This is a genomic window from Rathayibacter sp. AY1E2 (assembly GCF_002932325.1).
In the GTDB taxonomy this organism is placed as follows: Bacteria; Actinomycetota; Actinomycetes; order Actinomycetales; family Microbacteriaceae; genus Rathayibacter.
The window spans coordinates 78,721-91,881 of the sequence record NZ_PSVO01000001.1 but is presented as its reverse complement, the minus strand read 5'-3'; the positions used below and the strand labels follow the sequence as shown (position 1 = coordinate 91,881).

Here is a 13,161-nt window from a genome sequence, read left to right as displayed (position 1 = left end):
GGCCTCCGGCCGATGTCGGAGGCCCCCTTTAGGCTGTCGGCGTGAGCACCACCGGAACGACCGAGACGCAGACCGAGCCGATGCTGTTCGACGACGCCGAGCGGGCGCTCGTCCCCTCCGAGGGGGCGCGGTGGTTCGACCTGCTGGCCGTGTTCGACCTCGAGACCACCGGCATCGACGTCCGCACGAGCCGCATCGTCACCGCGCACGTCGGCGTGATCGACGCGGCGGGCGAGCCGATTGAGGGCACGACCTGGCTCGCCGATCCCGGCGTGGAGATCCCGGCGGGCGCCTCCGCCGTCCACGGGATCAGCACCGAGCACGCCCGCGCGCACGGCCGCCCCGCCGGCGAGGTCGTGGCCGAGATCTCCGAGGCGCTGCGCTCGCTCCTCGCCCGCGGCATCCCGGTCGTCGTCTACAACGCCCCCTACGACCTCTCGCTCCTCGCCCACGAGGCGCGCCGCTGGGGCGTGCCCGTGCTGCTCGACCCGAGCCCCGTCGTCGATCCGCTCGTGATCGACAAGGCGGTGGACCGCTACCGCAAGGGCAAGCGCACCCTGACCCTCGCCGCCGAGCACTACGGCGTCGCCCTCACCGAGGCGCACGACGCGGGCGCGGACGCGATCGCGGCGGGTCGGGTCGCCCAGGCGCTGGGCCGCGCCTTCGCCGACGAGCTCGGAGTCGGCGCGGAGGCCCTGCACGCGCTCCAGGTCGACTGGTGCCGCACCCAGGCCGAGTCCTTCCAGGAGTACATGCGCCGCGTCCGCGACGAGTCCTTCGTCGCCGACGGGGGCTGGCCGGTCCGCCACTGACCCCTCAAGTCAACGTGCGCCCCTCGCGCAGGAGCGCCACGTACTCCGCGATCCGCCGCTCCCGCGTCGCCGCCCGCTTCAGCTGCGAGAGGCGGAAGAGGAACGCGAAGCGCTTCTGCCCGCCGACGGTCGCGAAGAAGGCCAGGGCCTGCGGATCCGCGTCGAGCGCCCGCTGGAAGTCGTCCGGCACCTCCGGATCGCACTGCCGGTAGGCCGCGTCCCAGCGCCCGTCGGCGCGTGCCCGCTCGACCTCGGCCAACCCGCCCGGCAGCATCCGGCCCTCCGCCAGCAGCCGTGCGACGTGATCGCGATTGACCTTGGACCACGGGCTAGCGCGACGCCGCGGGGTGAAGGCCTGGAGCTTGAACTGCTCGTCGAAGGCTCCCGCCTGACCGTCGATCCAGCCGTGGCAGAGCGCGATGTCGAGCGCCTCGGCGTAGGTGATCCCCGGATCGACGGCGGCCTTCTTCCGCAGCTTCAGCCGGACTCCGTCCGGGTCGGGCTCGCCGCGGAGGTAGGCGTCCCACTCTTCAGGAGTCGTGAACGGCAGGATCGGCTTGTCGGCGAAGGACACCATGCCGGGACGCTACCGCGCCGGCTCCCCGACGGCCACGGCCCGCCCGTCGGCGCAAGCCCTCGCTCCGCGGACCGCGGCGCTGTGGGATCGGGTGAGCACGTGTTCCCCCTCCCCCCCCTCTCGCAAGGAGAAGTCATGCCCACGATCCGCACGGTCACCGTCCTCGGCAGCGGAGTGCTCGGCTCCCAGATCGCCTTCCAGTCGTCCTTCCACGGCTTCGCCGTCACCGTCTACGACCTCTCCGACGACATCCTCGAGTCGGCGCGCGAGCGGCTCCGCGGTCTCGCGGGCGTCTACGAGTCGGTGCCCGGCGGCGTCGCCGGCGGACCGCAGGAGGCGCTCGACTCCCTCCGCCTCACCTCCGACCTCGCGGAGGCTGTCGCCGACGCCGACCTCGTGATCGAGGCCGTCCCCGAGGACCTGGGCCTGAAGCAGGAGCTGTACGGCCGCCTGGGTGCGCTCGCTCCCGAGCGCACGGTCTTCGCGACCAACTCGTCCACGCTGCTCCCCAGCGACCTGAAGGCCTCGACCGGCCGACCCGACCGGTTCCTCGCGCTGCACTACGCCAACCACGTCTGGGCGCAGAACACGGCCGAGATCATGGGGACGGCGGACACGGACCCCGCCGTGGTCGACGCCGTCGTGGAGTTCGCCGTCTCCAGCGGCCTCGAGCCCATCAGGCTGCAGAAGGAGAAGGCCGGCTACGTCCTGAACTCGCTGCTGGTGCCGCTCCTCAACGCCGCGTCGGGTCTGCTCATGGGCGGCTACGCCGACCACGAGACCATCGACAAGACCTGGAGGATCGGCACCGGCGCCCCTCTCGGACCCTTCCAGATCTTCGACGTCGTCGGTCTGCGGACCGCCTACAACATCGCCGCCGCGGCCCCGGACGAGGCCTCCCAGGCCTTCGCCGCCCACCTGAAGACGGAGTACCTCGATCGCGGCCGCCTCGGAACGGCCACCGGAGAGGGCTTCTACCGCTACTGAGGACCGCCCCGCGGGAACGACGAAGGGCCCCCGACCGCGAGGTCGAGGGCCCTTCGAGGAGTGCTACTTGCCGAAGTTCTTGTAGCGGCTGTTGAACTTCTCGACGCGGCCGGCCGAGTCCATGATGCGCTGCTTGCCCGTGTAGAACGGGTGCGAGGCGGAGGAGATCTCGACGTCGATGACGGGGTAGGTCACGCCGTCGAGCTCGATCGTCTTGCTGCTCTTCGCGGTCGAACGGGTGAGGAAGGTCTCACCGGACGCGAGGTCGCGGAAGACGATCGCGGAGTACTCGGGGTGGATATCGGTCTTCATGGTCGTGTCCTGTCGTCGATGGTCCTGAACCGCACCTGTCGTCGACGGGAACGGGTGGATGAGGGCGGGCGCACCGCGAACGGGCCCGAACCAGCTACCGAGAATACCAGACCGGCAGCGCGCGCAGAAGTCGCGCCGCGCCCGGACCCCGGAGCCGGGGTCAGCCGCGGGCGCGGGCCGAGAAGCGCCCGTTCTCGCGGGTGAGAGCGATGTCGAGCCCGAAGGTCTCGGCGAGCGTCGCCTCGGTCAGGGACTCGGCCAGCGGGCCCGCCGCCACCACCGCTCCGTCGCGGAGGAGCAGGGCGTGGGTGAAGCCGTCGGGGATCTCCTCGACGTGGTGGGTCACCATCACGATCGCGGGCGACGCCGGGTCCTTCGCGAAGCCGCCCAGCAGCTGGACGAGCTCCTCGCGGGCGCCGAGGTCGAGGCTCGCGGCCGGCTCGTCGAGCAGGAGCAGCTCGGGGTCGGTCATGATCGCGCGGGCGATCTGGACGCGCTTCTGCTCGCCGTCCGAGAGCGTCCCGAAGGTGCGCTCGGCGAGGTGCTCGAGCTTCCACTCGGACAGCACGCGGCGGGCGCGGCGCTCGTCGATCGCGTCGTAGCCCTCGTTCCAGCGGCCGGTGACGGCGTAGGCGGCGGTCATCACGACGTCGAGCACGCTCTCGCCCGCCGGGAGGCGGCGGGCCATCGCGGTCGAGGCGTAGCCGATGCGCGGGCGCAGCTCGAACACGTCGACCCGGCCGAGGGTCTCCTCGAGCAGGTGCGCGGCACCGGTCGAGGGGTAGTTCTGCGCGGCCGCGATCTGCAGGATCGAGGTCTTGCCCGCCCCGTTGGGGCCGAGGATCACCCAGCGCTCGTCCTCGGCCACGTCCCACGACACGTGGTCGAGGATCCGCTTGCCGTTCCGGACGAAGGACACATCGACGAACGAGACAACGCTGGGCATGGGAGCCATTCTAAAGGAGGCGGCCGGGAGGCTCAGACGAGCGAGTCGTAGATCGCCCGGGTGTCCCGCGCGATCTGCGTCCAGCTGAAGTGGCTCTGCGCGCGCTCGCGGCCCGCGGCGCCCATCCGCTTCGCCGTCTCCGGGTCGGCGACGACCTCGGCGAGGGCGGCGGCCAGGTCGGCGACGTAGCGCTCCGGGTCCACGGGGGTGCCGGTGCCGTCGGTGACCTGCTCGATCGGGACCAGACGGCCGGTCACGCCGTCGTCGACGACCTCCGGGATGCCGCCGGTCGCCGTCCCGACGACCGCCGCACCGCAGGCCATCGCCTCGAGGTTGACGATGCCGAGGGGCTCGTAGATCGAGGGGCAGACGAACGTGGTCGCGTTCGTCAGGACCGCGGAGAGCTGGTGGCGCGGCAGGTGCCGGTCGATCCAGACGACGCCGGTGCGCTCCTCCTGGAGGCTGCGGACGAGGGAGGTGACCTCGGCCATGATCTCGGGGGTGTCGGGGGCGCCCGCGCAGAGCACGAGCTGCACCTCGGGAGGCAGGGTCGCCGCGGCGCGGAGCAGGTAGGGCAGGCCCTTCTGCCGGGTGATGCGGCCGACGAAGACCACGGAGGGGCGCGAGGGGTCGATGCCCAGCTCGGCGAGGACGGCCTCGTCCTCGACCGGGTGCCAGGCGTCGAGGTCGATGCCGTTGTAGACCACGTGGACCTTCGCCGGGTCCAGGGCCGGGTAGGAGCGGAGGATGTCCTCGCGCATGCCGCCGGACACCGCGATCACGGCGTCGGCGTTCTCGTACGCCTCCCGCTCGATCCAGCTCGAGACGCGGTAGCCGCCGCCGAGCTGCTCGGCCTTCCACGGACGCAGCGGCTCGAGGCTGTGCGCCGAGACCACGTGCGGGATGCCGTGCAGGAGCTGGGCGAGACGCCCCGCGGCGTTGGCGTACCAGGTGTGGGAGTGGACCAGGTCGGCCCCCGCCGCGTCCTGCGCGATCTGCAGGTCGACCCCGAGGGTCTGCAGCGCGCCGTTCGCCTCGGCGAGCTCCGCGGGGACGGAGTACGCGAACGTGCCCTCCTCCTCGCGCGGCGCGCCGAAGCAGCGCACCACGACCTCCAGGTCGCTGCGCAGCGCCTTGGTGAGCTCGGCCACGTGGACACCGGCTCCCCCGTACACCTCGGGCGGGTATTCCTTGGTCAGCAGATCGACTCGCACCCCCGAACCGTAGTACAGGGCGCTCCCCCGGCGACAGCCGGGGTCCACGGGGAAGCCCGAGCCCCTACTGTGGTGCCATGCAGTCAAAGAAGATCTTCGGCATCGTCCTCGCCGGCGGCGAGGGAAAGCGCCTCATGCCCCTCACGGCGGACCGGGCCAAGCCCGCGGTGCCGTTCGGCGGGCAGTACCGGCTGATCGACTTCGCGCTGTCCAACCTGATCAACTCCGGTCTCACCCAGATCGTCGTGCTGACGCAGTACAAGTCGCACTCGCTCGACCGCCACGTCTCGCAGACCTGGCGCCTCTCCGGGCTCCTGAACTCCTACGTCGCCTCGGTCCCCGCGCAGCAGCGCCTGGGCAAGCGCTGGTTCAGCGGCTCGGCCGACGCGATCCTGCAGAGCCTCAACCTGATCCGCGACGAGAAGCCCGACATCGTCGTCGTGGTCGGCGCCGACCACGTCTACCGCATGGACTTCTCGCAGATGATCGACGCGCACATCACGTCCGGTGCGAAGGCGACCGTCGCGGCCATCCGCCAGCCGATCGAGCTCGCGGACCAGTTCGGCGTCATCCAGCTCGCCGGTGACGAGGCGGGCGACGGCATCGTCCCGACGATGATCTCCGAGTTCCTCGAGAAGCCCAAGGACGCCGTCGGCCTGGCCGACTCCCCGCACGAGGTCCTCGCCTCGATGGGCAACTACGTCTTCGACGCGGACGCCCTGATCGACGCGGTCATCCGCGACGGCGAGTCCTCCACGTCGGACCACGACATGGGCGGCGACATCATCCCCGACTTCGTCGCGCGCGGCGAGGCCGGCGTCTACGACCTCAAGCTCAACGACGTCCCCGGCTCGACCGACCGCGACCGCTACTACTGGCGGGACGTCGGCACCATCGACTCCTTCTTCGAGGCCCACCAGGACCTCATCTCGGCGCTGCCGGTCTTCAACCTCTACAACCAGCAGTGGCCGATCTTCTCGTCGCAGCTGAACTCCCCTCCGGCCAAGATCGTCCGCGACGGCAAGGGCAACATGGGATCGACGGTCGACTCGGTCGTCTCGCTCGGCACCGTGATCTCGGGCGCGCACATCGAGCGCAGCGTCGTCGGGCCCTGGACGGTCATCGAGTCGAACGCGACGGTCACCGACTCGGTGGTCTTCGACAAGGTCCGCATCGGCCCGGACGCGCTGGTCGTCCGCGCTATCCTCGACAAGGACGTCGTCGTCGAGCCCGGTGCTCGAGTCGGCGTGGACCACGACCGCGATCGCGAGCGCGGGTTCACCGTCACCGAGTCGGGCATCACCGTCGTCGGCAAGGGCGTCGTCGTCCACCCGTAGCACCCCCGCGGGTCGAGCTCTGCGCCCCGGCGCGCCCACCCGACCGATCGGACCGGCCCATGAGTGAGCGTCCTGCGACGCCTGCCCGCTTCCTCGTCGTCCTCGACGCGGACTCCACCCTCCTCCAGGACGAGGTGATCGAGCTCCTCGCGGTGCACGCCGGCTCCGAGGAGCGCGTCGCCGCCGTCACGGAGCGGGCGATGCGCGGCGAGCTCGACTTCGGCGAGAGTCTCCGCGAGCGGGTCGCCACTCTCGCCGGGGTCCCGGAGTCGGTGCTCCCCGGTGTGAGCTCGGGCGTCCGCGTCACGCCCGGCGCCGCCGAGCTCGTGGCCGGCGTCCACGCCGCCGGCGGCCGCATCGGTGTGGTGTCCGGAGGGTTCCACGAGGTCCTCGACCCGGTCGCCGGTGCGCTCGGCCTCGACTTCGTCCGGGCCAACCGCCTCTGCTGCGGGGACGGCCTGCTGACCGGAGCGGTCGACGGGGCGGTCATCGACGCCGCGGCCAAGGCGGAGGCGCTCCGCGAGTGGGCGGCGGTCTCGGGCGTCCCGCCGCAGCGCACGATCGCCGTCGGCGACGGTGCGAACGACCTGGAGATGATGGCGGTCGCCTCCCTCGCGGTCGCCTTCAACGCCAAGCCCCTGGTGCGCGAGCGCGCCGACCTCGTCATCGGCGGCCTCGACCTGTCGCAGCTGCTGCCTGTCCTCGGCCTCCGCGGCTGAGACCCGCCTCCCCCGGCCTCAGGAAGGTCAGCGGCCCGCGATCGCGACGAGTCCGGCGCAGCCGAGCGCCAGCGCCCAGCTGACGAGCGAGCCCACCAGGAAGTACTCCGCCTTCTCGCCGCTGCCGCCGTCGCGGGAGATCTCGGGGAAGCGCACGATCCCCTTGGCCGCGAGCACGGCACCGGCGAGGCCGATCGCTCCGGCGAGCGTGAGACCGGCGATCAGCAGCCGCTCCAGCGGTCCGATCGTGCGCCCGCCCTGGAGGTCCGGCAGGCGGGCGTCGGCCGGCTCCCGACGCGCGAACCGCTCGCTCCAGCGCGGACGCGGCGCGGGCTCGGCCTGCGGGAGCTCGCGGAACAGCGCCGCCCGCACGATCACGTTGCCGCTCTCCAGCAGGAAGAGCCCGGCTCCGACCGCCAGAGCGAGCTGCTCGATCGGAGGGAGCGTGCTCGCGACGGTGGTCGGCGCGAGCGGCCCCGTCGGGACGCCGACTGCGCGGTCGACAGCGGTCAGCACCAGGACCGCCGCGACGAGGGCGACGGCCGGACGCAGACCCCCTGGCGGCCGCGCGTTCTCGACGGTCGTGGTCGTCAGCAGCCAGGCTCCGGCCAGGACGACGACGATCGCCGCACCGAGCGGCGGGGCTCCGACGAGGAGCGCTGCGGTCACGGCTGCGGCGGCGAGCACGGGGATCGCGAGGAGGGCCGCACGGCGGCGGAGGTGCGTGCGCGCGAGGTCGCCGAGGCCGATCACGGCGAGCAGCAGCGCCGTCAGCACGTCTCCTCCAGCAGGCGCGCGCCGGCGAGGAGGGCGCCCGCTCCCGCGCGCCGCAGCGCCTGCGAGACGGCGGGCTGCGAGATCGACTCCTGCTCACCCAGCTCCTTCTGCGACGCTCCGCGCAGGCTCCCCAGCACGAGTCGGCGATCGCGCGCGCTGAGCGCTCCGACCAGCGCGTCGCGGGAGAGGAGGTAGGCGTTGACGGCCGCCTCGCCGGAGTCCCCGTCGGCGTCCCCGGCGACGAACCATCCGCGGGCCGTGGGCACGGCACCGTCCTCGAGCGCGTGGGCGCGATCGATGGCCTCGCGCGCGCGCCACCAGCCGGACCCGTCCTCGAGGTCCCCGGCGATCCCCGACCCGACCACCCGCACCTCACCCAGGCCGATGCCCGCGCGGCAGTCGACGCCGGCCGGGAGCGAGAGGCGCGCCTGCAGCGTCGCCCGGAGCGCGGCGTGGACGGAGGGGTAGATCGCCTGGAACTCGTCGCCGACCGTCGGGTGCAGGGGCTGGATCGCCGGGACCGCGGCCTCCACCTCGGCGAAGCCCCGCTCGATCTCGCGCTGAGCACCCGCCCGGTCGACGAGGGAGCGGGAGGTCACCAGGTCCAGGAGCACGGCGACGACATCAGAGGAGGTCATCGCATAAGCCTAGAGCTTATATCCGTCGGATATAAGCCCAGGGCTTATCGGTCAGTGGCCCATCCCGAGGCCGCCGTCGACCGGGATCACGGCACCCGAGATGTACGCCGCCTCGTCGCCGGCCAGCCAGCGCGTGACCTTCGCGACCTCGGCAGCGGTGCCGTAGCGGGCGAGCGGGATGCTCTTCCGGTACTCCGCCTGCTGCTCCGGCGAGAGCTCGGCGGTCATGTCGGTCTCGATGAAGCCGGGAGCGACGACGTTGGCGGTGATGTTGCGGGCGCCGAGCTCGCGGGTCAGCGAGCGGGCGAAGCCCACGAGGGCGGCCTTCGACGAGGAGTAGTTGATCTGGCCCGGCGACCCGTAGAGGCCGACCACGCTGGAGATGAGGACGACGCGGCCGAAGCGCTGCTTGAGCATCCCCTTCGATGCGCGCTTGACGACGCGGAACGCCCCGGTGAGGTTCGTGTCGACGACGGACGTGAAGTCCTCCTCCGTCATGCGCAGCAGCAGGGTGTCGCGGGTGATGCCCGCGTTCGCCACCAGGATCTCGACCGGGCCCAGCTCCGCCTCGACCTGCGTGAACGCGGCGTCGATGGAGGCGGCGTCGGTCACGTCCGCGACGACGGTGAGAGAGCCCTCCGGACCGGATCCCGAGCGCGCGGTCACGGCGACCCGGTGACCGGCGGCCACGAACTCCTGGGCGATGGCGAAGCCGATCCCCCGGTTGCCCCCGGTGACGAGGACGGTGCGCGGCGTGGTCATGGTGTCCCTCCTGCCGGCGCTCGTGCGGCGCCGGGCGACCCGTACATCCTAGAGGCGCGTCGCGCAACAGATTCCGGGATGAGGCCCTCCCGGCCTGCACCCGCCCGCCGCGACGTAGGCTTGCAGCGCTGTGAAACCACGCGAGACACTCACCTCCCTACCGCCGTCGCCGAGCGCCGAGCGGCGCTCCCGCGCGATCAAGTACTCGATCGCGATGGGCATCAGAATGCTCTGCGTCATCTGCCTGCTCTTCGCCCACGGCTGGTGGCTGCTGTTCTTCGCCATCGGCGCCGTGGTCCTGCCCTACTTCGCCGTCGTGCTGGCCAACGTCGGCAGTGCGGGCGAGCGCGGCAACGTCGAGCGGCCGGGTGCGATCGTCCTCTCCCGGCCGGTCCCGCCGCCCCCCGCCCCCGACTCCGAGGCGCCGACCGGCCCCGAGGGCGGCGACCCGCGGGGAGACCGGCCGTGATCCCGCTCGGCCGGGTCCCCGACGCGCACGCCTGCTCCCGAGCGGGCTGCCCGCGGACGGCGACATTCGCGATCGAGTGGCGGAACCCGAGGATCCACGTGGAGGACCGTCGGAAGACCTGGCTGGCCTGCGGCGAGCACCTGGAGTTCCTGCGCGAGTTCCTCCTCGCCCGCGACTTCCCGCTCGAGGTGAAGCCGCTCTACACGGTCGATCGCGGAGCGGAACGATGAGCGGCGACGCGCCCCGTCCCTCCTGGCGCTTCGTCTTCTCGCGACGCTGGTTCGGCTACCTCGCTCTCGCGATCGTCTTCGCCGTCGCCTGCGTGCTGCTCTCGCGCTGGCAGGTCGCGCGGCTCGACCAGGCCGCCTCGACCAACCGGCTGGTCACCGCGAACTGGACCGCCGACCCGGTGGCGCTCGACGGGCTGCTCCCCGCCGGCTCCACGTGGGACGACGCCCTCGAGTACCGCCCGGTCGAGATCACCGGCGTCTACGAGACGCAGGGGCAGACCCTCGTCCGCAACCGGCCCTACAACGGCAACCCCGGCTTCGAGATCCTGACGCCGCTGCGGCTCGACGACGGCAGCGTGTTCGTCGTCGACCGCGGCTGGGTCCCCGTCGGCTCGACCCAGGACTCCCCCGACGCGATCCCCGCGCCGCCCGAGGGAGAGGTGACCGTCGTCGCCCGCCTGAAGCCCGCGGAGGGACGGATCGACGGACGCTCCGCACCGGCCGGCCAGATCGCCACGATCCAGCTCGATGACCTGTCGACGCAGCTGGACGAGCCCCTGCGGACCTCGGCGTACGGCCTGCTGGTCGCCGAGGCGCCGGCGCCGGTCGACGCTCCCCCGCTGGCCGCGATCAAGCCGGTCGCCGACGAGGGCCTGCACATCAGCTACGCGATCCAGTGGGTGCTGTTCGCCGTCATGGGCTTCGGCGGGCTCGGCTGGGCGATCCGCCACGAGTACCGAATCCGCAACGCAGACGACCCCGAGGTCGTGGCGGCCGAGGAGCGGCGCGAGGAGCGCCGCCGACGCCGCGGCCGCAGCGACTCCGAGGTCGAGGACGAGCTGCTCGACGCCCGCTAGGCGAGCGTGATCAGGTCGAGGTAGTCGGCCGCCCAGTGGTCCTCGGTGCCCTCCGGCATGATCAGGACGCGCTCGGGGTTCAGCGCCTCGACGGCTCCCTCGTCGTGGCTGACCAGGACGACCGCGCCCTCGTAGTGCGCGAGCGCGTCGAGGATCTCCTCGCGGCTCGCGGGGTCGAGGTTGTTGGTGGGCTCGTCGAGCAGGAGAACGTTCGCGCCCGAGACCACGATCATCGCCAGGGCGAGACGGGTCTTCTCCCCGCCGGAGAGGACCCCGGCCGGCTTGTGCGAGTCGTCCCCGGTGAACAGGAACGAGCCCAGGACCCGGCGCGCCTCGGTCTCGGTGAGGTTCGGGCTGGAGGAGACCATGTTCTCAAGCACCGAGCGCTTGACGTCGATCGTCTCGTGCTCCTGCGCGTAGTAGCCGATCCGGAGGCCGTGCCCGGCCTCGATCACTCCGGTGTCGGGCTGGTCGACACCGCCCAGGATGCGCAGGAGCGTCGTCTTGCCCGCTCCGTTGAGCCCCAGGATGACGACCTTGGAGCCGCGGTCGATCGCGAGGTCGACGGCGGTGAAGATCTCGAGCGAGCCGTAGCTCTTCGACAGGTTCTGAGCCTGCAGAGGGGTGCGACCGCAGGCGGACGGGGTCGGGAACCGGAGCTTCGCGACGCGGTCGACCGCGCGGACCTCCTCGAGCCCGCTGAGCATGCGCTCGGCACGCGCGACCATCTGGTGCGCCGCTGCGGCCTTCGAGGCCTTCGCGCCGAACTTGGCGGCCTGCAGCTGGAGGGCGCCGGCCTTCTTCTCGACGTTGACCCGCTCCTTCTTGCGGCGCTCCTCGTCGGCGGCGCGCTGGCGCTGGTAGTTCTTCCAGTTCATGTTGTAGACGTCGATGACCTGGCGGTTGGCGTCGAGGTAGAAGACGCGGTTCACGGTCTCGCCGACCAGCTCGATGTCGTGGCTGATCACGATGAAGCCGCCGCGGTAGTTCTTGAGGAACTCGCGGAGCCAGACGACGGAGTCGGCGTCGAGGTGGTTCGTCGGCTCGTCGAGGATCAGCGTGCTCGCGTCGGAGAAGAGGATGCGCGCGAGCTCGATGCGGCGCCGCTGGCCACCGGAGAGCGTCTTGAGCGGCTGGTCGAGGATCCGGTCGGGGAGGTTGAGGTTGCTCGCGATCGACGCGGCCTCCGCCTCAGCCGCGTATCCGCCCAGGGAGAGGAAGCGATCCGTGAGGTTGCCGTACTTCTTCATGCCGGCCTCGCTCACGGAGGTGTCGCTGCTCGACATCGCGACCGTCGCCTCCTGCATGCCGAGCACCAGCTGCCCCAGCCCGCGGGCGTCGAGGATGCGGGTGCGCGCGAGCTCCTCCGGGTCGCCGGAGCGCGGGTCCTGGGGGAGGTAGCCGATCTCGCCGCCGCGGTCGACCGTGCCCTTCGAGGCGATGAGGTCGCCCGCGAGGACCTTGGTCAGCGTCGTCTTCCCCGCCCCGTTGCGGCCGACGAGGCCGACCTTGTCGCCGTCGCCCACCCGGAAGGAGACGTTCTCCATCAGGAGTCGGGCGCCGACTCGGAGTTCGAGGTCGTGCACGCTGAGCACAGTGCTGTCCGTTCCCGCCAAGAAATGGCGTTCGGTTCGGGAGGAGTGGGGCAAGGGGCCGCGATGCGGCAGCCCCCTAGTATATTTCCTGAGCCGCGGGGCGGATCCACGTCCGCTCACCGCGGACGCGCTCGCTCCTCGCTCTCGGGCGACCAGGACTCTCGGAGATCACCCATGTCCCCTTCCTCTTCCGCCCTCCCGCGCCCGGTCCTCGCCGACCGGCTCGTCACCCGCTCCGTCGCGACCGACGCCCTGCTGGTGCTCGCGGGTGCGGGTCTCACCGCGGCGATGGCGCAGCTGTTCATCCCGATGTGGCCGGTCCCCTTCACGGGCCAGACCTTCGCGGTCCTCCTGGTCGGCACGACGCTCGGCGCACTCCGCGGCGCGCTGTCCATGCTCGTGTACGCGCTCGTCGGCGCTCTCGGCGCCCCGGTCTTCACCGAGGGCTCGCACGGCTGGTCGGTCCTCGCGGGTCCCACCGGCGGCTACATCGTCGGCTTCGTCCTCGCGTCGATAGTCACCGGGTGGCTCGCTCAGCGGCAGTGGGACCGTCGCGTCGTCGGCACGCTGGTGACCTTCCTCGCCGGCACCGCCACCATCTACCTCGTCGGCCTGCCCTGGCTGGCCGCCGCCCTCGCCTCGCTGGGGCTGCCCGCCGACCTCGGCTCCGTCCTCTCCGCGGGACTCGTGCCCTTCCTGGTCGGCGACGCGCTCAAGGCGCTGGTCGCCGCCGCGCTGCTCCCCACCACCTGGGCGATGCTCTCGCGCCGCTCGCGCTGAGCGGTCGCACGGACGCCGAAGGGCCGGGAGGACGATTCCTCCCGGCCCTTCGGGCGTCCGGCAGAGGTCGCGCCGCCCGGTCCTCCTGCTCGACCTCGGTGGGCACCTCCACCGACTCGACCGGCGGGGGCGACGACGGCCCTCGACGC

The 13,161-nt window shown here is 72.0% G+C and carries 16 protein-coding genes; 8 read left to right on the top strand and 8 right to left on the bottom strand.

Annotated features, from left to right (window positions below; translation table 11 throughout):
• The first annotated feature begins 80 nt into the window (after nucleotides 1-80).
• Entirely contained in the window at nucleotides 81-812 is a 732-nt protein-coding gene (locus C5C49_RS00415) for a 3'-5' exonuclease (RefSeq protein ID WP_104262946.1), read from the top strand.
• Between the two features lie 4 nt (nucleotides 813-816).
• Here the strand turns inward: C5C49_RS00415 and C5C49_RS00410 are convergent, their stop codons facing one another.
• Nucleotides 817-1,389: a YdeI family protein gene (locus C5C49_RS00410; RefSeq protein WP_104345154.1), complete on the bottom strand. Its 573-nt coding sequence runs from the start codon at nucleotides 1,387-1,389 to the stop codon at nucleotides 817-819.
• Nucleotides 1,390-1,524: 135 nt separating this feature from the next.
• On the opposite strand from C5C49_RS00410, the gene C5C49_RS00405 reads away from it, so the two are divergent.
• Nucleotides 1,525-2,376 (top strand): 3-hydroxyacyl-CoA dehydrogenase, encoded by an 852-nt coding sequence (locus tag C5C49_RS00405; RefSeq protein ID WP_104345153.1) that lies wholly within the window; start codon nucleotides 1,525-1,527, stop codon nucleotides 2,374-2,376.
• Nucleotides 2,377-2,439: 63 nt separating this feature from the next.
• On the opposite strand, the gene C5C49_RS00400 is transcribed toward C5C49_RS00405, so the two are convergent.
• From C5C49_RS00400 to glgA, 3 genes are all read right to left on the bottom strand, one after another.
• A complete protein-coding gene (locus tag C5C49_RS00400; RefSeq protein WP_068253003.1) occupies nucleotides 2,440-2,688 on the bottom strand; it encodes a type B 50S ribosomal protein L31 in 249 nt (82 codons plus the stop codon).
• Nucleotides 2,689-2,848: 160 nt separating this feature from the next.
• On the bottom strand, nucleotides 2,849-3,634 hold the full coding sequence (locus C5C49_RS00395; protein ID WP_104221964.1) for an ABC transporter ATP-binding protein: 786 nt from the start codon (nucleotides 3,632-3,634) through the stop codon (nucleotides 2,849-2,851).
• A 32-nt stretch (nucleotides 3,635-3,666) separates the two neighbouring features.
• Nucleotides 3,667-4,848: a glycogen synthase gene (gene glgA, locus C5C49_RS00390; protein ID WP_104225282.1), complete on the bottom strand. Its 1,182-nt coding sequence runs from the start codon at nucleotides 4,846-4,848 to the stop codon at nucleotides 3,667-3,669.
• A gap of 77 nt (nucleotides 4,849-4,925) precedes the next feature.
• On the opposite strand from glgA, the gene C5C49_RS00385 reads away from it, so the two are divergent.
• A complete protein-coding gene (locus C5C49_RS00385; protein WP_104221960.1) occupies nucleotides 4,926-6,185 on the top strand; it encodes a glucose-1-phosphate adenylyltransferase in 1,260 nt (419 codons plus the stop codon).
• A 59-nt stretch (nucleotides 6,186-6,244) separates the two neighbouring features.
• A complete protein-coding gene (gene serB, locus C5C49_RS00380; RefSeq protein WP_104345152.1) occupies nucleotides 6,245-6,904 on the top strand; it encodes a phosphoserine phosphatase SerB in 660 nt (219 codons plus the stop codon).
• A 27-nt stretch (nucleotides 6,905-6,931) separates the two neighbouring features.
• Here the strand turns inward: serB and C5C49_RS00375 are convergent, their stop codons facing one another.
• The 3 genes from C5C49_RS00375 to C5C49_RS00365 are packed head-to-tail and all read right to left on the bottom strand — an operon-like array spanning nucleotide 6,932 to nucleotide 9,081.
• Nucleotides 6,932-7,681 (bottom strand): hypothetical protein, encoded by a 750-nt coding sequence (locus C5C49_RS00375; protein WP_104345151.1) that lies wholly within the window; start codon nucleotides 7,679-7,681, stop codon nucleotides 6,932-6,934.
• Entirely contained in the window at nucleotides 7,675-8,319 is a 645-nt protein-coding gene (locus tag C5C49_RS00370) for a SatD family protein (RefSeq protein WP_104221954.1), read from the bottom strand. Before C5C49_RS00370 ends, C5C49_RS00375 begins: the two co-directional genes overlap by 7 nt.
• Before the next feature lie 51 nt (nucleotides 8,320-8,370).
• Complete coding sequence (locus C5C49_RS00365) at nucleotides 8,371-9,081, bottom strand: beta-ketoacyl-ACP reductase (RefSeq protein ID WP_104225284.1); 711 nt, start codon at nucleotides 9,079-9,081, stop codon at nucleotides 8,371-8,373.
• A 130-nt stretch (nucleotides 9,082-9,211) separates the two neighbouring features.
• Here C5C49_RS00365 and C5C49_RS00360 point away from each other — a divergent pair, with 130 nt between their 5' ends.
• From C5C49_RS00360 to C5C49_RS00350, 3 genes are all read left to right on the top strand, one after another.
• Nucleotides 9,212-9,550 carry a DUF3099 domain-containing protein gene (locus tag C5C49_RS00360; protein ID WP_104221949.1) on the top strand — a complete coding sequence of 113 codons (339 nt, stop codon included), beginning with the start codon at nucleotides 9,212-9,214 and terminating at the stop codon, nucleotides 9,548-9,550.
• Between the two features lie 98 nt (nucleotides 9,551-9,648).
• A complete protein-coding gene (locus tag C5C49_RS17480) occupies nucleotides 9,649-9,780 on the top strand; it encodes a hypothetical protein (protein ID WP_374953837.1) in 132 nt (43 codons plus the stop codon).
• Complete coding sequence (locus tag C5C49_RS00350) at nucleotides 9,777-10,637, top strand: SURF1 family protein (RefSeq protein WP_104345149.1); 861 nt, start codon at nucleotides 9,777-9,779, stop codon at nucleotides 10,635-10,637. The genes C5C49_RS17480 and C5C49_RS00350 overlap by 4 nt, the downstream gene beginning before the upstream one ends.
• Here C5C49_RS00350 and C5C49_RS00345 read toward each other — a convergent pair.
• Entirely contained in the window at nucleotides 10,634-12,232 is a 1,599-nt protein-coding gene (locus C5C49_RS00345; protein ID WP_104221943.1) for an ABC-F family ATP-binding cassette domain-containing protein, read from the bottom strand. The two genes, C5C49_RS00350 and C5C49_RS00345, sit on opposite strands and share 4 nt — an antisense overlap.
• Nucleotides 12,233-12,406: 174 nt before the next feature.
• On the opposite strand from C5C49_RS00345, the gene C5C49_RS00340 reads away from it, so the two are divergent.
• Nucleotides 12,407-13,012, top strand: a complete 606-nt coding sequence (locus tag C5C49_RS00340) for a biotin transporter BioY (protein WP_104345148.1) — start codon at nucleotides 12,407-12,409, stop codon at nucleotides 13,010-13,012.
• Nucleotides 13,013-13,161 lie beyond the last annotated feature (149 nt).

Bases quoted from the DNA above. Each gene is read 5' to 3' on its own strand.
- C5C49_RS00415 (WP_104262946.1), top strand. From the start codon at position 81: ATGCTGTTCGACGACGCCGAGCGGGCGCTCGTCCCCTCCGAGGGGGCG.
- C5C49_RS00410 (WP_104345154.1), bottom strand. From the start codon at position 1,389: ATGGTGTCCTTCGCCGACAAGCCGATCCTGCCGTTCACGACTCCTGAA.
- C5C49_RS00405 (WP_104345153.1), top strand. From the start codon at position 1,525: ATGCCCACGATCCGCACGGTCACCGTCCTCGGCAGCGGAGTGCTCGGC.
- C5C49_RS00400 (WP_068253003.1), bottom strand. From the start codon at position 2,688: ATGAAGACCGATATCCACCCCGAGTACTCCGCGATCGTCTTCCGCGAC.
- C5C49_RS00395 (WP_104221964.1), bottom strand. From the start codon at position 3,634: ATGCCCAGCGTTGTCTCGTTCGTCGATGTGTCCTTCGTCCGGAACGGC.
- C5C49_RS00385 (WP_104221960.1), top strand. From the start codon at position 4,926: ATGCAGTCAAAGAAGATCTTCGGCATCGTCCTCGCCGGCGGCGAGGGA.
- serB (WP_104345152.1), top strand. From the start codon at position 6,245: ATGAGTGAGCGTCCTGCGACGCCTGCCCGCTTCCTCGTCGTCCTCGAC.
- C5C49_RS00370 (WP_104221954.1), bottom strand. From the start codon at position 8,319: ATGACCTCCTCTGATGTCGTCGCCGTGCTCCTGGACCTGGTGACCTCC.
- C5C49_RS00365 (WP_104225284.1), bottom strand. From the start codon at position 9,081: ATGACCACGCCGCGCACCGTCCTCGTCACCGGGGGCAACCGGGGGATC.
- C5C49_RS00350 (WP_104345149.1), top strand. From the start codon at position 9,777: ATGAGCGGCGACGCGCCCCGTCCCTCCTGGCGCTTCGTCTTCTCGCGA.
- C5C49_RS00340 (WP_104345148.1), top strand. From the start codon at position 12,407: ATGTCCCCTTCCTCTTCCGCCCTCCCGCGCCCGGTCCTCGCCGACCGG.